Annotated in this window: 8 protein-coding genes; 2 read left to right on the top strand and 6 right to left on the bottom strand. The window is 70.9% G+C overall.

Annotated elements, in window-relative coordinates; genetic code table 11:
* Positions 1–47 precede the first annotated feature (47 nt).
* On the top strand, positions 48–911 hold the full coding sequence (locus ABZ412_RS16405; protein ID WP_357281498.1) for a GNAT family N-acetyltransferase: 864 nt from the start codon (positions 48–50) through the stop codon (positions 909–911).
* Between the two features lie 106 nt (positions 912–1,017).
* Positions 1,018–2,805, top strand: a complete 1,788-nt coding sequence (locus ABZ412_RS16400) for a penicillin-binding transpeptidase domain-containing protein (protein WP_357281496.1) — start codon at positions 1,018–1,020, stop codon at positions 2,803–2,805.
* A 58-nt stretch (positions 2,806–2,863) separates the two neighbouring features.
* On the opposite strand, the gene ABZ412_RS16395 is transcribed toward ABZ412_RS16400, so the two are convergent.
* From ABZ412_RS16395 to ABZ412_RS16370, 6 genes are all read right to left on the bottom strand, one after another.
* The gene (locus ABZ412_RS16395; protein ID WP_357281493.1) at positions 2,864–3,064 is read right to left on the bottom strand and encodes a hypothetical protein; all 201 of its coding nucleotides are present in this window, start codon (positions 3,062–3,064) and stop codon (positions 2,864–2,866) included.
* Positions 3,065–3,274: 210 nt separating this feature from the next.
* A complete protein-coding gene (locus tag ABZ412_RS16390) occupies positions 3,275–3,775 on the bottom strand; it encodes a peroxynitrite isomerase (RefSeq protein ID WP_357281491.1) in 501 nt (166 codons plus the stop codon).
* An 85-nt stretch (positions 3,776–3,860) separates the two neighbouring features.
* Positions 3,861–4,682 carry an ABC transporter permease gene (locus ABZ412_RS16385; RefSeq protein ID WP_357281489.1) on the bottom strand — a complete coding sequence of 274 codons (822 nt, stop codon included), beginning with the start codon at positions 4,680–4,682 and terminating at the stop codon, positions 3,861–3,863.
* Complete coding sequence (locus tag ABZ412_RS16380) at positions 4,682–5,512, bottom strand: antibiotic transporter (RefSeq protein ID WP_357281487.1); 831 nt, start codon at positions 5,510–5,512, stop codon at positions 4,682–4,684. The genes ABZ412_RS16385 and ABZ412_RS16380 overlap by 1 nt, the downstream gene beginning before the upstream one ends.
* Entirely contained in the window at positions 5,509–6,531 is a 1,023-nt protein-coding gene (locus ABZ412_RS16375; RefSeq protein ID WP_357281652.1) for an ATP-binding cassette domain-containing protein, read from the bottom strand. Before ABZ412_RS16375 ends, ABZ412_RS16380 begins: the two co-directional genes overlap by 4 nt.
* 110 nt (positions 6,532–6,641) lie before the next feature.
* On the bottom strand, positions 6,642–19,877 hold the full coding sequence (locus ABZ412_RS16370) for an amino acid adenylation domain-containing protein (RefSeq protein WP_357281485.1): 13,236 nt from the start codon (positions 19,875–19,877) through the stop codon (positions 6,642–6,644).
* Between the last annotated feature and the right edge of the window lie 16 nt (positions 19,878–19,893).

The raw sequence follows: 19,893 nt of genomic DNA, 5'->3' as shown, positions 1-19,893 counted from the left end.
GTGGCAATCTTGCGGCGCGCGGCGGGAAGTTCTGGCAGGCTGTGAGCGTGCGGAGTGTGCTGGAGCCGACTCGCCGGGGCCGGACGTCCGGGGCCCGTCAGCTCGCGAACCGCGACCTGACGCAGGTTCTGCGTGTGCTCGACACCGATCCCGTGGCGACCTGCATGGTGGCCGCGCGCCTGCAGGAGTTCGGACTGGATCAGCGCGGCGTCTACGGCGAACTGTGGAGTCGCGGCGGACCGGAGGATTCACTGTGTTTCTCGGGGGCGAATCTGGTGCCGCTGCGCGGTGGCCGCGAGGATCTGCGCGCGTTCGCGGAGAAGGCGATCAAGAACCCGCGGATCTGCTCGTCGGTGGTGGGGCGACGCGAGCTGACGCTGCCGCTGTGGGAGTTGCTGGCCGGGCACTGGGGGCCGCCGCGGGAGTTGCGCGCGGATCAGCCGCTGCTCGCGCTGGATCGGCCCGCGGGCATCGCCCCGGATTTGCGGGTACGCCGGGTGCGGCCCGAGGAGATCGACCGGTACCTGGTGGCGGCGATCGCCATGTTCACCGAGGAGATCGGCGTCGACCCGCGTACCGGGGACGGCGGGCGCAGTTATCGCCGCCGGGTGGCGGGACTCATCGAATCAGGCCGGGCCTGGGCGCGTTTCGAGGACGGTGAGGTCGTCTTCAAGGCCGAGGTCGGCGCGTTGTCGCGACGCACCGGGCAGATTCAGGGTGTATGGGTCCATCCGGACAAACGCGGCGAAGGCTACGGGACATCCGGCACCGCCGCCGTGGCCAATGTGGTGGTGTCCTCGGGGCGCACGGCCAGCCTGTATGTCAACTGCTACAACGAGGTTGCGCGCCGCGCCTACGCGAAGGTCGGTTTCCGGCAGATCGCCACATTCGCGACAGTGCTGCTGGATTGACCGAATTTCGAGCGCGGGGTGGCGGAGCGGGATGTCGGCGTGAAATCTGTTCCGGTGCAGTGTGTCGCGCCGGTTTGCCAGCAGTTGGCTCCTAGCATCGGATCCGATGTCAACTCGGGTCTTCTCCACGCTGATCGCCGCCGCGGTCGCGGTCGCCGCGGCCGGCTGCTCCTCGGGTCCCCAGGGCCCCGCCCAGGCCGCCGAGGCCTTTGTGTCCGATTTCGCCGACCACGATGTGGACGCGGCCGCCGACCGCACCAGCCAACCCGAAAAGGCCCGTGCCGCACTCGGTTCGGCGTGGGACCGGTTGCAGGCGGAGAAGCTGGTGGCGACCACCGGCGCGGCGCGGATCACCGGCGACACCGCCATCGTCGACTACACCTACGAATGGCATCTGCCCAAGGACCGCGTCTGGACCTACCAGGGCCAGTTGCAGATGGGCCGCGCCGGCGGCCAGTGGCAGGTGCGCTGGTCGGCCGCCGACATCCATCCGCAGCTGGGCAATACCCAGACGCTGCAACTGCGTTCGAACCCGGCGCCGCGCGCTCGGGTGAACGAACGCTCCGGCGGGGACGTGCTGGTGCCGGGCGCGCTGTATCGGGTGCAGTTCAAACCGTCCGCTTCGTCTGATCCCAACGGCGTCAGCATCGCGCTCGCGAATGCGTTGCGCCGCTTCGACGAGAAGATCGACGCCGCCACGCTGCTGCGGACCGCGCGCCGCGCCGACGGTCCCTACACTGTCGCCCAGCTCTCGGAATGGGAGTTCGGCGAGGTCGATTCGGTCCTCATGGGCTTGTCCGGGGTCATCTTCAACAAGGAGTTCGACCTGGTCCCCACCGACCGCCACTTCGCCCCGGATCTCATGACCCAGATCCGCAAGACCGTCATCGACGAGGTGGACGGCAAGGCGGGCTGGAGCGTGGTGACCGTCAACGCCAACGGCGTCGACACCGATGTGCTCGAGGAGGTGGATCCGCAGACCTCCCCGTCCTTCTCGCTGAGTGTCGACCGCTACGTCCAGAACGCCGCGCAGCACGCGGTGGACGTCCGCACGGAACAGGCCATGATGGTCGTGGTGCAGCCCTCGACGGGCGCGATTCTGGCGGTCGCTCAGAACGAGGCGGCCGACAAGGACGGTCCGGTGGCCGCGACCGGTCTGTACCCGCCGGGTTCGACGTTCAAGACGGTGACCGCCGCCGCGGCCATGACCGCGGGCCACGCCACCCCCGACACGGTGGTCCCGTGCCCGAGCCAGATCGTGGTGGGGGAGCGCACGATTCCGAACTACGACCTGTTCAGTGTCGGCAGTGTGGCCATGGCGACCGCCTACGAGCGGTCCTGCAACACGTCGTTCGCCAAGCTGGCCTCCGAACTCGAGGGCGACGATCTGCGCACGGCCGCGGCCGCGCTCGGCCTCGGCGTGGACTACACGATCGCGGGCCTGCCGACGGCCTCGGGTTCGGTGCCCGCCGACCACGATCTGGTGCAGCGCGCCGAGGACGGCATCGGGCAGGGCAAGGTGCTGGCCAGTCCGTTCGGGATGGCGTTGGTGGCGGCGACGGTCGCGCACGGTTCGGCGCCGACGCCGTATCTGATCGCGGGTCATCAGACCCAGGTGTCGGGGGACCGTCCGCAGTTGAAGCCGGGGGTGATCGACGGTCTGCGGTTGATGATGCGCAAGGTGGTGCTCGGCGGTACGGCCGAGCGCATCGTCGATCAGGGTGAGGTGTACGGGAAGACCGGTGAGGCCGAGGTGGACGGCGGTTCGCATTCGTGGTTCATCGGGTACCGCGGTGATCTGGCCTGGGCCACCCTGGTGGTGCGTGGAGGCAGTTCCGACAACGCCGTGGCGGTGACTCGCGATATGGTCGCGGCCCTGCCTACCGGGTATTGAGGCTGCCTGGCGGTTCTATCGAGGAGGGGTGTGGGTCTGTGAGCACTCGGGAGTGAAGTCAGCGCCCGGTGTAGCGGCCGTCGACCTTCACGCATGCGGCGGACTGGATCTCACCGACATTGTCGGTCACGAATCGCTGATCGGCGAAGGTCCTGACGGGTGGTCCCTCGACGGATCCGTCACCGAGCATCTCGGTGACACCGGCGCCCGCGAGAATCATGCCCGCGGTGGTGACTAGCAAAAGGGCCGAGCGCTTCATATCCCGCTCCCTTGTTTTGGGATGAGTAAGGAGACCCGAACGGTATGGATTCGGTGATCCGGTCCTCGATTAGGAGTTGGCTGATTGTTTGCCGATGCAGGAAACGGTAATCGGTGACTTATGCCGAGGCAAGGTGTAAGTGTGCTGCCACACTCCGCTTGTAGCGAAGAACGGCAGGTAGCGGCCACTATCCGACCGTAAAGTTTACTTTCAGTTCGTGCGCTGCAGGGTTGCCGCCAGATGGTGCGTGAGAGGTTGCTCGACGGCAGCCATGCGCAAGGAGTAGTCGAGAGTGTCGCCTGTGACGGAGATGGTCCGGCCCAGCGCGGTCACCGACTTCGCGGTGCTGCTCATCCCGATCGAGGTGGAGTCGAGTTCCAGGCGCAGCTCGCCGTCCTCCTGGACCAGCCGGCCCTCGCAGATCTCGGTGATGCCGGTGGGGTGGGCCAGGATCAGTTCGATCCGATCGTCGGGCAGTGCGCGCAGATAGCCGGTCTCACTGTGCATGGGACGGCTGCCGTCGGCGGCGCGGGTGCGCTGCCGGTAGGTCAGGAAGGGACGGCCGACATGGCCGAAGTGCACTTCCTCCAGGTACTCGAACGAGTCGATGGTCGGGTATTCGCCGCGGCCGCGGCCGCGCCACGTGCCCAGCAGCGGGGCCAGGTGGGCGATATCGGGGTGGGGCGCGACGGCGGTTTCGGGTTCGAGCACGGCGGACAGCTTAATCCGCCGCCCGCGTCGCCGCGCGAGGTCGGGGCACCCGCGCGCCGACTTTCCGGATAGGGGTATTGATCTTTCAGCTGCGGCTTGCCCGCCGATAGCCGTAGCCGGCGGGGACCGCGAACACGATGATCAGCCCGAGTGACCACACGAACGTCTTGAGCAGCGGCCCGGCGACCGGCCCGCCCGCGGCCAGCGCCCGCATCGTGTCGACCGCCACCGACATGGGCTGATGCTCGACCACCGGTTGAATCCACTTGGGGTAGGCCGCGAGCGGCACGAAGCCGGTGCTGAAGAACATGAGCAGCGAGGACAGCAGTGCCACCGCCTCGACCAGGGCGGCCTTGGCGGTGAACACCGCGATGGCGGTGACCATGGTGGCGAAGGCCAGCCCGAACAGCACCGGAATACCCAGGAACGCGAGCGCCTGCCAGGGGCCGCGCTGGAAGCGGAAGCCGAGAGCCATGCCGAAGCAGATGATGACCACGGTTCCCGCGAAGATCCGGATCCCCTCGGCGATGATCCGCGCGGCCAGTCCGGAGGCGCGGTGCACGGGCAGCACCCAGAAGCGGGCCAGGATCCCCGCCTCGCGTTCCCGGCCGAGCATGACGCCGCTGGCTACCGTTCCCGACAGCGCGCCGACCAGGGTCACCATGGGCGTGGATCCATACAGGGCGCTGTGCCCGGAGAACTTCTCGATCTGCGAGCCCACCACGATGTCGAGCATGAGCAGCAGCAGGCAGGGCACGACGAGGGTCTCGAGCAGCGTGACCGGGTCGCGCACCCAGCGGGTCAGCAGCCGCTGGGTCTGAATCCAGGTGTGCCGGAACAAGGCCGGGGCGGAGCCTTCGCCGAACAGGAGGGTGTCGGTGGCTTCGGGGTGTGCGAGGGTGGCCATCACGACCTCTTCAGGTTCTGCCGGACGATGAAATAGCAGGACACGGCGATGGTGCCGACGATCCACAGCACCGTCGGCATCATCAGTGACCAGGTGACCGGGTGCGCTTTGCCGCCGGGGTCGCCGCCGAGCGCGCGCAGCGCCTCGGCGAATTGCGAGACCGGCTGGTTGCGGACGAAACCCTGTACCCAGTGCGGGAATTGGTGGGCGGGGGCCAGGCCGGTGGAGAGCATGCCGAGGATCAGCGGTGGCAGCACCAGCATCTGGGTGGTGGCCTCGGGGCTGCGGGTGGCGGTGCCGATGGCGTCGGCGCCGAGGCAGAAGTTGATGCCGATGAGCAGGCCGAGCGCCAGGAATCCGAGGGTGTGGGCGAAGCTGCCGGCGAATCGGAAGCCGATCACGTAGGTGCTGATCACGCCCGAGACGAGCCCGATGAGCAGCCGGAACACATTGGAGGCCATGCGCGCCGCGGCGGGCACGATGGGGTGCATGGGCATGGCGTCGAAGCGCCGGTCGAGTCCGGAGACGGCGTCGGTGGCGGCGCGGAAGGCGGCGGAGACGCCGGTGAACGCGCAGGCCTGGAGGATGACGATGGGCGCCATGAACTGCGCGTAGCTGCTGAATCCCAGTCCGGCGAAGGTCATCACGCGGTTGAGCGGGATGTAGAAGCTGGCGGTGAAGGTGATGGGTGCGGCGATGGCGGTGATGATCTCGCCGGTCTTGACCGAGGGCACGATCAGCCGCACGGTGAGCACCCACCATTGGGCGAGGGTGGCGGGTGTGGCGCGGACGTCGGTGAGCCAGCCGGTGCGTGCGGCGGTGGCGGTCATGCCCGGGTCCGATCCTCGGTGGCGCGGTGGCGGCCGCTGTCCCCGCGGAGCCGGATCGAGGGTGAATCCTCTTCGGGTTCCTCGGCTTTGGGGATGTGCCCGGTGAGTTCGAGGAATACGTCGTCGAGGGAGGGGCGGCGCAGCGCGATGTCGACCAGTTCCAGTCCGGCCGCGTCGAGTCGTCGCAGCGCCTCGGCGAGGGTTTTCGCGCCTTCGGGAGCGGGAATGGCGAGCCGGTCCGAATCCTCGGTCAGCGCTTCGCGAACGGTGTCCGGGAGCAGGTCGCCGAGGGCGGTCATGAGGGCGGGCAGGTCTTCCAGGCGGAGCGGGACGATCTCGCAGTAGCTGCCGCCGGTGCGGGCCTTGAGTTCGTCGGCGGTGCCGGCGGCGATGACGAGGCCGTGGTCGATGACGATGATGCGGTCACACAGCGCGTCGGCTTCTTCGAGGTATTGGGTGGTGAGCAGGGTGGTGATGCCGTGTTTGCGGAATCCGCCGACCAGGTCCCAGACGCCTTGGCGGCTGCGGGGGTCGAGTCCGGTGGTGGGTTCGTCGAGGAACACCACTTCGGGTCGTACGACCAGTCCGCAGGCGATGTCGATGCGTCGCCGCATGCCGCCGGAGTAGGTGCCGACGCGGCGTCCGGCGGCCTGGGTGAGGTCGAATTCCTCGACGAGTTCGTCGGCGCGGGCGCGGGCGGCACGTTTGCGCAGGCCCATCAGGCGGCCGAACATGACGAGGTTCTCGTAGCCGGACAGGGCGTCGTCGAGGGCGGCGAACTGTCCGGTCAGCATGATGGAGCGGCGGACGGCGGCGGCGTCGGCGACGACGTCGTGCCCGGCGACCACCGCGCGCCCGGCGTCGGGTGCGATGAGGGTGGACAGGATGTTGACCATGGTGGTCTTGCCCGCGCCGTTGGGTCCCAGAATGCCCAGGACCTCGCCGGGCGCGGCCTTGAAGGTGACTCCGCGCAGCGCTTGGACCGCGCCGAAGGACTTCTCGACGCCTTCGACGACCACGCCGTCGACCGAGGTGTCCGCCGAGCTGGTGAGGGTGGCCGGTTCGTCGGTGCCGAGGGTGGCTGCTGTGGTGTTCACATCGGTGGTATCGGGTTTGCCATTGTCGGTGTTCACGGCGTCCCTCCCAGGTGCGCGTCGAGAATTCGGGCGATGGCCGCGAGCGCGTGCGGTGCGGTCAGTTCTTCGTGGCTGACGTCGATGTCGTGGTTGGTGATGGTGCCGGTGATCCAGGGCCGCCAGCCTTCGGGGCCGAAGATGTCGGAGGTGTGCACGGTGGCGCTGAAATACAGCGCGTCGCCGTGGAAGACGGGCCGCTGGTAGCCGGTGCGGGTGGCGGCGGAGGCGTTGTAGGAGGCGGCCATCCGTTCCAGGGTGGCGGCGTCGACCAGGTCGACCCCGCCCATGCGGTCGCGGATCATGGCGGCGGCCTGCGCGGCGGTGGTGTCGGCGGGGATGTCGGTGATGCCGAAGACGGACCCGAAGGTCGCGACGAAGGAACCGGCGGTGAGCTTGTCGATGCTGTCACCGTCGATATCGGTGCTGTCCGCGTCGAGTAGGGCCAGGGTGGCGACCTCGTCTCCGGTTGCCTCGAGCTGGGCGGCGACGGCGTGCGCGATCAGGCCGCCGAATGACCATCCGAGCAGATGATAAGGCCCGTTCGGTTGGAGTCTGCGAATTTCGGCCACGTAGCGTTCGGCGAAGTCGCCGATGCTGCGGGCGTGCGGTTCGCCGGAAAGGTCCGGTGCCTGCAGGCCGTAGATCGGCCGCCCGGGAGCCAGGGCCTCGGCGAATCCGAGGTAGGTCCAGGCGATGCCGGACGACGGATGGACGCAGAACAGCGGTGGCTCATCGCCGCCGGGCCGGATGGGCAGCACCACATCCAGGCCGAGTCCGGGACCGGCTTCGGCGCGCGAGGCTTCCAGCGCGGCGGCCGCCTGCTGCTCGCGCAGTTCGGCCATGTGCCGGCGTTCGGCCTCGGCCGCGAATTCGGCGGCGGGCGAGGTGGCGAAGTACGCCGCGGCGGCGAGCGCGTCGGTCCACAGGTGGGCGAGCATGGTGATCTCGTGCCGGGGCAGCAGGGTCTGCGGGAAGGTGAAGCTGGCCTGCAACCGGTCTCCGGCCACCACCGCGTTGATCTCGATCTCGGCGGTGACGGGCACGTCGGCGTGTTCGGTGGTGCGTAGGTCGCCGAATTCGTCGGTGGGCAGCCAGCCGAGGTCCTCGAGCCCGGCCGGGATGTCGGCGGTGGCGTAGCGGCCGAGGTAGTTGAAGCCGATGCGCCCGGGCACCCGGTGCGGCAGGGCCGCGGCGGTCTCGGGGTTGAGGTAGCGCAGCAGGCCGTAGCCGATGCCCTTGTCCGGCACGGCCAACAGCTGGTGTTTGACGGCCCGGATGGCCGCGCCCATGGCGGGTCCGCCCGCGAAGGCGTCCCGGATCGGGATGTGGGACAGGGCGAGCCGCACCGGGTAGACGGTGGTGAACCAGCCGAGGGTGCGGGACAGGTCCGCGCCCGGCACGATCTCCTGCTGCCGTCCGTGTCCTTCGAGGCGGACCAGTACCGCCTCGGACGGGTCCATGCGCCAGCGCATGACGGCCAGGGTGAGCGCGGCCAGCAGGGTGTCCTCGACGGTGCCGTCGAAGAGTCCGGGCAGGGTGGTGAGCAGGGTGTCGGTGACCTCGGCGTCGAGTTCGATCTCCACGGCGCGCACCGTGGGGACCCGGTCGACGGCCGGGTCCAGTTCGCGCGGCCCGATCGGCGGGTCGGGCGTGGCGGTCACCTCGCGCCAGTAGTCGAGTTCGGCCGTGCGGGTGTCGCGCCGTGCGGCCTCCTCGAGGGCGTGCGCCCAGCGGCGCAGCGAGGTGCCGGTCTCGGGCAGGATCGGGGTGGTGTCGCCGCTGATCTGTGCCCAGGCCGCGATCAGGTCGGGGACGAGGATGCGCCAGGAGACGCCGTCGGTGACGAGGTGGTGGGCGACCAGGATGAGGCGGCCGCGCCGGTCGGCGGGGCTGCCGGGCGCGGGGTCGAGCCACACCAGTTGCAGCACGGTGCCGGTGGCGGGATCGAGGCGGCCGAGTGCGGAATCGGTTTCGGTGACGGCGTATTCGCGCAGGTCGACCGCGTCGGCGGTATCGAATTCGATGCGGTACAGCAGTGCGTCGACGTCGACCGAGCCCGGTTCCCCGACGCTCATCCGCCACTCGCCGTCCTCCTGGGCGAGCCGGGCGCGCAGCGCGTCGTGGTGGTCGACGACGGCGGTGACGGTGGCCACGAGTTGTTCGCGGCTGATCCCCTGCGGCAGTTCCAGGACCGCGGTCTGCGCGAATCGCCGGTGGTCGCCGCCGCGTTCGAGCATCCAGCGCACGATCGGGGTGAGCGGCAGGTCGCCGACGCCGCCGCCGGGCAGTTCCTCGAGTACGACCGAGTCGCCTCCGGCCGCGGCGAGCGCGGCCAGCGCGGCGACGGTGCGGTGTTCGAAGATCTGCAGCGGCGTCAGTTCGATGCCGCGCAGTTTGGCCCGCGACACCAGCTGGATGGCGAGGATGCTGTCGCCGCCGAGGGCGAAGAACGAGTCGTGCACGCCGACCTTGTCGCGGCCCAGCAGTTCGGCGATGATCTCGGCGAGCGCGGTCTCCAGATCGCCGCTGGGCGCGCGGTATTCGGTCTCGGCCTCGAACACCGGGGCCGGCAGTGCGCGCCGGTCGAGTTTGCCGACGGCGTTGAGCGGGATGGCGTCGAGCACCACGAAGGCCGAGGGCACCATGTAACCGGGCAGCCGGTCGGCGGCGTGGGCGCGCAGGTCGGCGAGGTCGATCTCGCGGCCGGGTTCGGGCAGCAGGTAGGCGGCCAGGGCGGTGGCGCCGCCGGGGCCGGGAACGCCGAGGGTGACGGCGAATTCGACGCCGTCGGCGGCGGACAGCGCGGCGTCGATCTCGCCGAGCTCGATGCGCTGTCCGCGCACCTTCACCTGGAAGTCGGTGCGTCCCAGGTATTCCAGGCGCGGTTCGTCGAGGTAGCCGGTCCAGCGCACGAGGTCGCCGGTGCGGTAGAGGCGTTCGCCGGGCCGCCCGTACGGGTCGGCGACGAAGCGGGCGGCGGTGAGGCCGGGGCGATGGTGGTAGCCGCGGGCCAGCGCGTGCCCGGCGAGGTACAGCTCGCCGGCGACGCCCATGGGGACCGGCCGCAGCCGGTCGTCGAGGACCAGGGTGGCCGCGCCCCGGATCGGGGCGCCGATGGTGACGGGCTGCCCCACCACCAGCGGCTCGGAAGCCGTTGCCCAGATGGTGAATTCGGTGGGACCGTACAGGTTGATCAGGGTGCGCCCGGTGGCCCAGCGCGCCACCAGATCCGGCCCGATGGCCTCGCCCGCCACGGCCAGCACCCGCACGCTGGACACGGCGTCCGGGTCCAGGGTGGCCAGCGCCGACGGCGTGATGACCAGGTGTGTGACCCCCTGGGTGGCGATGAGCTCGGTGAGCGGTTCGCCGCCGAACACGTCGGGCGGGGCCACGATGGCGGTGCCGCCGGACCCGAAGGCCATGAGCGCCTCGAAGGCGGAGGCGTCGAAACTCGGTGAGGCGACCTGGAGTACGCGGCAGTGCTCGCCCAGTGCCAGTAGTTCCCGTTGGGCCCGCACCAGATCGGCGATGCCGCGGTGCGATACGGACACGCCCTTGGGCGTGCCGGTCGACCCGGAGGTGTAGATCAGCCAGGCGGGGTGGTCCGGGTGGCTGCGCAGGGCGCGAACCCGCCCGCCCCCGAGCGGGATCCGCACGCTGGAGGCGGCCGGGTCGTCGAGCACCAGCCAGCCGATCCGGTCGGGCAGCACCTCCCGGTGCGCACTGGTGGTGAGCCCGAGCACCGCGCCCGAGTCGGCGAGCATGTGGTCGATGCGGTCGAGGGGGTGGCGCGGGTCGATGGGCAGGAACGCGGCCCCGGCCTTGGCGCACGCCCAGATCGCGGTGATGAGTTCCGCGCCGCGCGAGAGGGCCAGCGCCACCACGGTTTCCGATCCGGCTCCGGCGGCGGAGAGTTGCATGGCCAGCCGCTGCGAGGCGGTGTCGAGTTCGCGGTAGGACACCGCGCGCCCGTCGGCGATGATGGCCGGGCACAGCCGGTGCGCGGTGGCGGCGGCCCGGAACACCTCGGCCAGGGTGGTGATTCCGCTGGTCCGGGGTCCGCGCACCGGGACCAGGGCGGCGCGTTCGGCGAGGTCGAGCAGTTCGATATCGGAGAGCCGGATGCCCGGGTCGGCGGTGACGGCGGTGAGCACGCGCCGCCAGCGGGTGACCAGCCGCGAGGCGGTGGTCTCGTCGAACAGGTCGGTGGCGAAGGTGAGGGTGCCGTCGAGTCCGGCCTCGTCGAAGCCGGGCAGCGGGGCGCGCAGGTCGAAGGTCAGGTCGAACTGGGAGGCGTCGCGTTCGATGGGTTCGACCTCGACCCGCAGGCCCGGGAATTCCACGGTGGGCGGTTCGAAGTTCTGCAGCGACAGCGAGACCTGGAACAGCGGGTGCTGGGCGGTGGAGCGCGGCGGGTCCAGGACCTGCACGAGTCGTTCGAACGGCACGTCGCCGTGCGCGAACGAGTCCAGGTCGGCGGTCCGGACCTGCGCCAGGAAGTCCCGGAATCCCAGTGCCGGGTCGACCGGGGTGCGCAGTGCGAGGGTGTTGACGAACATGCCGACCAGGTCGTCGAGGGCGGCCTCGCCGCGCCCGGCCACCGCGGTGCCGATGAGTACGTCCGGGGTTCCGGCCAGCCGCGACAACAGCACCGCCAGCGAGGCGTGCAAGACCATGAACAGGCTGGTGTCGGTGGCCGCCGCCAATTCGGTGAGCGCTTCGTGGGTGCCGGCGTCGATGCGGAATTCGAGGTCGCGGCTGTGCAGGCTCTGCACCGCGGGGCGCGGCCGGTCGGTGGGCAGTTCCAGCACGTCCGGTGTCGAGGAGAGTCGCTGCTTCCAGAACCGGACCTGTTGTGCGGCACGGGATTCGGGATCGTTCTCGTCGCCGAGCAGTTCGCGCTGCCAGATCGAGTAGTCGGCGTACTGCACCGGCAGCGGCGGCCGCTCGGGCTCAGCGCCGTGGGTGCGGGCGAGGTAGGCGGTGACGAGGTCGGTGGCGAGCGGCGCCATGGAGGCCCCGTCCGCGCTGATGTGGTGCACCACCAGCACCACCACGTGTTCGGCGGGTTCGCCGGGGTGCGGGGTGAGGCGCAGGACGTGCACGCGCAGGGGGGATTCGCGGGTGAGATCGAAACCGGTCCCGGTGTTCTCGGCGATGGCGGCGTGCAGGTCGGGGCCATCGTTCGTGTCGGCGAAACTGATCTCGGGGGCCGCGGCGTCGGCGCTGAGCACCACTTGACGGGGCCCGTCGGCGTCGGCGGGATAGATGGTGCGCAGCGATTCGTGCCGGGTCACCACGTCGGCGACCGCCCGGCGCAGCGCGTCGACGTCGAGTTCGCCGGTGAGGCGCAGCGCGGCGGTGATGTTGTAGGCGGCCGAGTTCGGGTCGAGCCGGTTGAGCACCCACATGCGTTGCTGGGCCGGGGACAACGGGATCCGGTCCGGCCGGATGCGCGGGGCCAGGGTCGGCAGGCCGGGGAGTTCCGCGCCGGGCACGATGCGCGCGGACAGTTGCGCGACGGTCGGCGCGTCGAACAGGTCGCGCAGCGCGATGGTCGCGCCGAGGGCCGCGTTGACCCGGGCCACCACGCGGGTGGCGGTGAGGGAGTTGCCGCCCAGCTCGAAGAAGGACCGGTCGATGCTGACCTCCTCGGCCTCGAGGACGTCGGCGAAGACCCGGGCGACGGCGGTCTCGATCTCGGTGCGCGGCGCGAGGTACTGCTGATCGAAGGTCGCGAAATCCGGTGCGGGCAGCGCGTTCCGGTCCAGTTTGCCGACGGGCGTGAGCGGCACGTCGTCGAGTTCGATGAGGTAGCTGGGCACCATGTAGCCGGGCAGCGCCGCGGCGATGCGGGTGCGCAGCAGTTCGGTGTCGAGGCGTTGCCCGGGGGCGGCGACCACGTAGGAGACCAGTACGGTCTGCCCGCCGGGTCCCGGGCAGCCGAGGGTGGCGGCGTAGTCGACCTGCTCGTCGGCGGCCAGCACGGCGTCGATCTCGCCGAGTTCGATGCGCAGGCCGCGGATCTTGACCTGGAAGTCGCTGCGCCCCAGGTATTCCAGTTCCAGCTGGGTGCCGTCGGCGGTCTTGACCTCCACCCAGCGCACCATGTCTCCGGTGCGGTACATGCGCGCGCCGGGTGCGGTGAAGGGATTGGCGACGAAGCGGGCCGCGGTGAGCCCGAACCGGTTGAAGTAGCCGCGGGCCAGCGCCGGCCCGGCCAGATACAGTTCGCCGGTCACCCCGAGCGGCACCGGCCGCAGCCAGCTGTCGAGCACCAGGGTGGCCGCGCCGCGCACGGGGGCGCCGATGGTGATCTGCTCGCCGGGCCGCAGTTCGCCGGGGCCGGTGGCCCACACGCTGAATTCGGTGGGCCCGTACAGGTTCACCATGCGCCGCCCGGTCGACCAGGCCGCCACCAGTTCGGGCCCGGCGGCCTCACCGGCGACCGACAGGCAGGTCAGGCCGTCGAGTCCGGCAGGGTTCATGGTGGCCAGCACCGACGGCGTGATGACCGCGTGCGTGACCCCTCCGGTGCGCAGCAGTTCCTCGAGGGCGTCGCCGCCGTAGACGTCGGGCGGTGAGATGACCAGCCGCCCGCCCGCGCCGTGCGCCATGAGCAGCTCGTGCACCGAGGCGTCGAAGCTGGGCGAGGCCACCTGCAGGGTGCTGGAGGTCTCGTCCAGATCGAGCAGACTCTGCTGGGAGGCCGCGAGATTGGCGAGTCCGCGATGGCTGAGCAGCACGGCCTTCGGTTTGCCGGTGGATCCGGAGGTGTAGATGAGGTACGCGGTCTGGGCGAGGTTGATGGGCCCGCCGCGTTCGTCGTCGGTGATGTGCGCGTCGGACACGGTCATGACGCGCCGGATGGTGTTGAGGTCGTCGAGCAGCAGCCAGTCGATGGTGCCGGGCAGGGTCTCGCCGACCGAGCACACGGTGACGCCGATGGGCGCACGCGAGTCGGTGAGGATGTGCTCGATGCGTTCGACCGGATAGTTGGGGTCCAGTGGCAGGAACGCCGCGCCGGTCTTGGCCAGCGCCCACACCGCGACCACCGATTCCACCGACCTGGTCAGGGCCAGCACCACGAAGGTCTCGCGACCGACCCCGCGCCGCAACAGCACTCGCGCGAACCGGTTGGACCAGGCGTCGAGGTCGCGGTAGGTCATGGACACGGTGCCGGAGCTGATCGCGACGCCATCGGGGTTGGCGCGCGCGCCCGCGGCGAGGATGTCGGGCAGGGTGCGCAGCGGCGTGGGCGTGCCGCCGCGGACCGGCACCAGCTGTGCCCGCTCCAGGGGGTCGCAGTGCTGCAGCTGCGCGGTGCGGCGTTCGGGGTGTTCGGCGATCTGGTCGAGCAGCAGCAGGAACCGGTCGAGCAGTCGCCGCGCGGCGGCCTCGGGCAGCTCGTCGGCCATGAATTTGACGGTGATGCGCAGGCTTTCGCTGCCGTCGGCGGCGCGTTGCGGGATCACCATCAGGTTCAGGGGGTAGGGGGTGGCGTCGGTGCCGGACACGTCCAGGATCCGCATGCCCGCGATATCCAGTGCCCGCGAGAGGGTTTCGCGGTCGATGGGATAGGACTCGAACACGGTGAGGGTGTCGAACAGTTCCGGCAGCCCGACCGCCCGGTGAATGGCGGCCAGCCCGATGTGCTGATGGTCCAGCAGCCGCGCCTGCTCGGTCTGCACCCGCGCCAGCAGATCGCCCACGCGCTCACCGGGATCCAGTCGCACCCGCACCGGCAGGGTGTTGATGAACAGCCCCACCATCTCCTCGATCCCGCCCAGCTGCGGCGGCCGTCCCGAGACGGTGCCGCCGAAGACCACGTCGGTGCGTCCGGTGAGCATAGCCAGCAGCAGCGCCCACCCGGCCTGCACCGCGGTGTTCACCGTGGCCCCGGCGGCGCGCACGGTCTCGGTGAGCTGCTCCAGTTTCGTCGTGCCGAAAACGGCGGAGACCATGCCGGATTCGGTGGAGGTGATGCCCGCCAGTGTGGGGATCGCCCGGGTGGGGGAGTCGACCCCGGCCAGGGCCTCGGTCCAGGCGGCCAGTGAGGCGGCGTCGTCCTGTTCGCCGAGCCAGGTCAGGAATTCGCGATAGGAGTGCGCCGGGGCCTGCGGGATCTCGTGCCCGGTGACCGCGGCCAGATAGCCCGCGAGCAGTTCGCGCACCACCAGCGGCGTGGACCAGCCGTCCAGCGCCAGATGGTGATTGGTCATCAGCAGCGTGTACGCCTCGGCGTCGGTGCGGATGAGGCTGAAGCGCAGCAGTGGCGGCCGGGTGAGGTCGAAACGGGTGCCCGCGTCCACCGCGATCAGGCGCGCCAGTTCCCGCTGCCGTTCGGCCGGTTCCGCGATGCGGGTGAGATCGATGTCCTGCCAAGGGATCTCAGCCTGGCCGAGGACCAGCTGCCGGGGGCCGTCGGGGGTCTCGACGTAGGCGACGCGCAGCACCTCGTGCCGCTGCAGCAGGGCCGCCGCCGCGGTGCGCAGCCGCCCGGAGTCGACGCGCCCGGCCAGATTCAGCTGGGTCTGCACGGTGTAGCCGTCGGCGGTGTCGGTGTCGTAGCGGGCGTGGAAGAGCAGGCCGTACTGCAACGGTGACAGCGGCCAGACCTCGGTGAGGTCGGGGTATTCGCGTTCCCAGGCGTCGATCTGCGCCTGCTCGACGGCCACCAGCGGGAAGTCCGAGGGCGTGTGCCCGCCCGCCCCGGCGTGGCGGGCGTGGGTGACCAGCGCGGTCACCGCCAGCCCCCACAGCCGCGCCAACTCCTCCACCTGCGCGGCGGACAGCACCCGCGACGCGTAGGCCCAGGTCACCTCGAGGCCGGCGGCGGTGTGGAAGGCATTGATGTCGATGACGGCGGCCAGCGGCGCGGCGTCGTCCTGGGTGGCGGCGAATCGGACCGGCACCCAAGGGGTTTCCGCGCCACCGGGATGCTCCACGCCGGCGCCCGTGCGGCCGAGATAGTTGAAGCTGAGCTGCGGTGTGGGCGCGCCCGCGAGTTCGGCCGCCGTCGCGGCGTCGAGCCGGCGCAGCATGCCGAAGCCGACGCCCTTGTCGGGGATGGCCCGCAGCTGCTCCTTGACCGCCTTGAGCGCCGCGCCCGCCGCGGGTCCGCCGTGGAAGGCGTCGTCGAGATCGAGCTCGCCCAGGTCGAGGGCGACGGGGAAGACGCTGGTGAACCAGCCGATGGTGCGGGAGATGTCCGCGCCCGGCAGCACCGCTTCCTCGCGGCCGTGGCCTTCGACGGTGAGCAGGGTCCGCGGCGTCTGCCGCAGCCGACTCGAGGCGAGGGCGAGCGCGGTCAGCAACGCGTCCTCGAGTCCGCAGTGGAACCGCGCCGGAATGAGTTCCTGTGCGGCCGTAGCGGTGTCGGGGTCGATGACGGTGCGCAGCTGACCCATGGTGGCCACGGTGTCGAGCTCGGGGTCCAGGTCGCGGGTGCCCAGCCGCGGGTCGGGCGCGGTGAGGACCTCGCGCCAGAAGGGGAGTTCGGCGGCGCGGGCGGGGGCCTGTTCCGACTGCCCGTGCGCCCAGCGTCGGAAGGAGGTGCCGACGGGCGCGAGGGCGCCGCCCGCCCACGCGGTGGCCAGGTCCGGCAGCAGGATGCGCCACGAGACGCCGTCGGTGACCAAGTGGTGCAGCACCACCCACAGCAGGGGCAGGGCCTCGCCCCGGTCGATGAACACGAACCGGGCCACCACCCCGGCCGAGGGGTCGAGCAGGTCGGCGGCGCGCTGCAATTCGTCCTCGCCGTCGCTGCCGGGTTCGGCGGTGACGGTGTCGATGAGGGCTCCGGCCTCCACCACGCCGGGCTCGCCGACCCGCCACACCCAGGGGTGCGCGCCGGTGCCGGGCTCGTGGGTGAGGGTGCTGCGTAGCAGGTCGTGGCGGTCGAGCAGGGCCTGGACGCCCGCGGTGAGCGCGGCCCGGGCGGCTTCGCCGGAGGCGACTATGTCTTCGGTGCGCGGCAGCGGAATCAGCACGGCCTGAGCGAATCTCGGCCAGGTGTCGCCGTGTTCGAGCATGTCGTGCACGATCGGGGTGAGGGTCACCGGGCCCACCGCCCCGCCGGGCAGCTCCTCGATCACCGGCGCGGTGACCGCGGTGGCGACGGCGGCCAGCGCGGCGACGGTCTTGTGCTCGAACACATCCCGGGCGCGCAGCCCGAGTCCGGCGGCCTTGGCCCGCGCCACCAGCTGGATGGCCACGATGCTGTCGCCGCCGAGGGCGAAGAAATTGTCGTCGGCCGACACCGCTTCCACGCCCAGCACGGATTCGAACACCGTGGCCAACGCCCGTTCGGCGTCGGTCGAGGGTGCGCGTCCGGCCCGCGGCCCGGATCCGAAGTCGGGTGCGGGCAGCGCGCGCCGGTCCACCTTGCCCGCGGGGGTCAGTGGCAGCGTGTGCAGCACCATCACCACCGACGGCACCATGTGTGCCGGAAGCTGCTGGGCGACGGTGGTTTTCACGTCCTCGGGCGCGACCACCGAATCGGCCGCCAGCACGTACGACACCAGCGCGGTCGCCCCGCCGGGTGTGGTCGCGCCGATCGTGACCGCCATCTCGACGCCCGGGTGCCGGGCCACGGCCGCGTCCACCTCGCCGAGTTCGATGCGGAAGCCGCGCACTTTCACCTGGGTGTCGCCGCGGCCCAGATACTCCAGCTCCCAGCGGCCGGACCGCCGTCGCCAGCGCACCAGGTCGCCGGTGCGATAGATGCGGGCGCCGGGATCGACGGGGCTGGCCACGAATCGTCCGGCGCTGAGCCCGATGCGCTGGTGGTAGCCACGCGCGAGACCCGCACCGCTCAAATACAGTTCGCCGACCACCCCGGGCGGCACCGGCCGCAGCCACGGGTCGAGGACCAGCGCCCCCACCCCGCGCGACGGCGCGCCGATGGTGATCGCCTCGCCCGGCGTCAGCGGCGCGCTGAGGGTGGCGGTGATGGTCGCCTCGGTCGGCCCGTACCCGTTGATGACGCACCGGCCGGCCCACCGCACCGGCAGCTCCGGCGGGCAGGAGTCGCCGCCCACGACCACGGTCCGCAGCCGCGGCAAGGTCTGTGGTTCCAGCGAATTCGCCACCGCCGGAGTCACATTCAGGTGCGTGACCTCGAGCGTGCGCAGCACCCGCGCCAGATCCTCGCCCGCGTAGGCGGCCGGGGGCACCACGCCCACCGTCGCGCCGACCGCGAACGCGACCAGCAGCTCCTCCACCGAGATGTCGAAGCTGGGGGAGACCGCGTGCGCCACCACGGCATCGGAGCCGACTCCGAACGCCGCCCCGGACCCGGTCACCAGATTCGTCAAACCGCGATGGGTGACCGCGACACCCTTGGGCAGACCCGTCGAGCCGGAGGTGTAGATGAGGTACGCGACCTGGTCCAGGCGCACGGGAGCCAACCGGTCGGCGTCGGTGATCGGAGCGGAATCGGTTGCGGCGATGGTCTTCTCGGTCTCCGGATCGTCGAGGACCAGCCACCGCACCCGGTCCGGCAGCGCGGCTCGCGAGCCCGCCACGGTGACGCCGGCGACCACGCCGCTGTCGGTGAGCATGTGCTCGATCCGGTCGATCGGATAGCCGGGATCGACGGGCACGAACGCCGCGCCGGTCGCCGCGACCGCCCACATGGCCAGCACCGACTCGGCGGAGCGGGGAATCGAGATCGCCACGGCGCGTTCGGGTCCCGCGCCCGCGGCGATCAGCACCCGCGCCAGCCGGTGGGCGTACTCGGTGAGCTCGCGATAGGTGAAGGCGGTGCCGTCCACCCGCAGCGCGATGGCCGACGGGGCCTTCGCCGCGCCCCCCGCCAGGATCTCCGGCAAAGTGTGGGGCCGGCTGCCGTCGCGGCCGCGCGCGGGGGCCAGCGCGGCGCGTTCGGCCTCCGACAGCGCGGTCACCGCGGTCAGCGACTGTTCGACGCCGCCCGCCAGGAAGCGGTGCAGGAAGTCCAGGAACCGGGCGTGCAGTGCCGCGAGTTCGGGTTCGTCGTAGCGGTTGGGATTGGCCTGGAAGTCGATGTGGGTGGGTTCACCGCCGGTGCCCGGATAGACGTTGACGAACAGGTCGTCGATCATGCCCGAGGTCAGCACGTGCAGCTGCCCGGTCACCCCGCCGAGACGGATGCGGGTGTCGGCCAGCATGAGGTTGACGGTCGGCCCGAAGCCGGCGACCTCGTCCATGGCCCAGCCCAGGTCGCGGAAGATGTCCTCCTGCCGGTACCGCTGGCGGCGCAGCGCCGCGGTCAGCTCACCCTGGGTGGCGCGCAGCAGATCGCCGACGGTGGCGGTGGGGGACAGCGGCAGGCGCAACGGCACCACATTGGCGACCATGCCGCCGGATCGGCGCAGCGTGGCGGTGGTGCGGCCGGACACCGGCAGGCTCAGCACGATCTCGCCCGCCCCGGTCATGGCTCCGACGTAGGCGGCGAAGGCGGCCACCACGACCGGTGCCGGACTGGTGGATTGCGCGGCGGTCAGCGAGTCCAGCAGGGCCGCCGTGTCTTCGGGCAGCGCGCCGCTCAGCAGTCGCGGGTGGGCGTCGACCGCGCCGGTGCGCCGCCCCAGCAGCGCGGGCTCCGGTATCCCCGCCAGGTGCTCGCGCCAGTAGTCGCGGTCGGCCTGCAGCTTGTCCGAATTCCGGTAGGCCGCATCGGCTTCCACGATGCGTGGCAACGGTTCGGCCTTGCCGGCCGGGACCTCCTGCCCGGTGACGGTGGCGTTGTAGATCTCCGAGGTGCGCTGCAGCATGGTGAGCGCGCCGACGCCGTCGAGCAGGATGTGGTGGAACCGCGAATACCAGTACCAGCTGTCCTCGCCCAGCCGCAGCATCACCATGGTGCACAGGCGGTCGCGGGTCAGGTCCAGGGGCGCGGTGTACTCGGCGCGCATCCACTCCTGGGCGGCGGCGCGCGGGTCGGGCGCGCCGGTGCAGTCCACGGTCTGGACGGCGTCGTCGAGGGTGGTGTCGACCAGCTGCCACGGCAGTTCGTCGATCTCGATCAGCCGCAGGTAGCCGGTGCCGAACTCGCGTCCGGCCCGGCGTGCGGCGTCGGCCAGCAGTTCGGCGTCGATCGACCCGGTCAGCTCCACGTATTGGGCGATGGAGACGGGGGTGTCCCCGGCCAGCTGCTGGGCGAACCAGATGCCGCGTTGTGCGGCGGAGAGGGCGAAGGCCGCCGAGGTGTCGGGAGTGGAGGGCAGGGGACTGCTGAGAGCCATACTGCGGAAACCTTCT

It is taken from the genome of Nocardia sp. NPDC005746 (assembly GCF_040630785.1).
GTDB lineage: Bacteria > Actinomycetota > Actinomycetes > Mycobacteriales > Mycobacteriaceae > Nocardia.
This window is presented reverse-complemented; position numbering and strand designations above follow the sequence as displayed.

Coding starts and splice junctions, on each gene's coding strand:
- ABZ412_RS16400 (WP_357281496.1), top strand. CDS start 1,018: ATGTCAACTCGGGTCTTCTCCACGCTGATCGCCGCCGCGGTCGCGGTC.
- ABZ412_RS16395 (WP_357281493.1), bottom strand. CDS start 3,064: ATGAAGCGCTCGGCCCTTTTGCTAGTCACCACCGCGGGCATGATTCTC.
- ABZ412_RS16385 (WP_357281489.1), bottom strand. CDS start 4,682: ATGGCCACCCTCGCACACCCCGAAGCCACCGACACCCTCCTGTTCGGC.
- ABZ412_RS16380 (WP_357281487.1), bottom strand. CDS start 5,512: ATGACCGCCACCGCCGCACGCACCGGCTGGCTCACCGACGTCCGCGCC.
- ABZ412_RS16370 (WP_357281485.1), bottom strand. CDS start 19,877: ATGGCTCTCAGCAGTCCCCTGCCCTCCACTCCCGACACCTCGGCGGCC.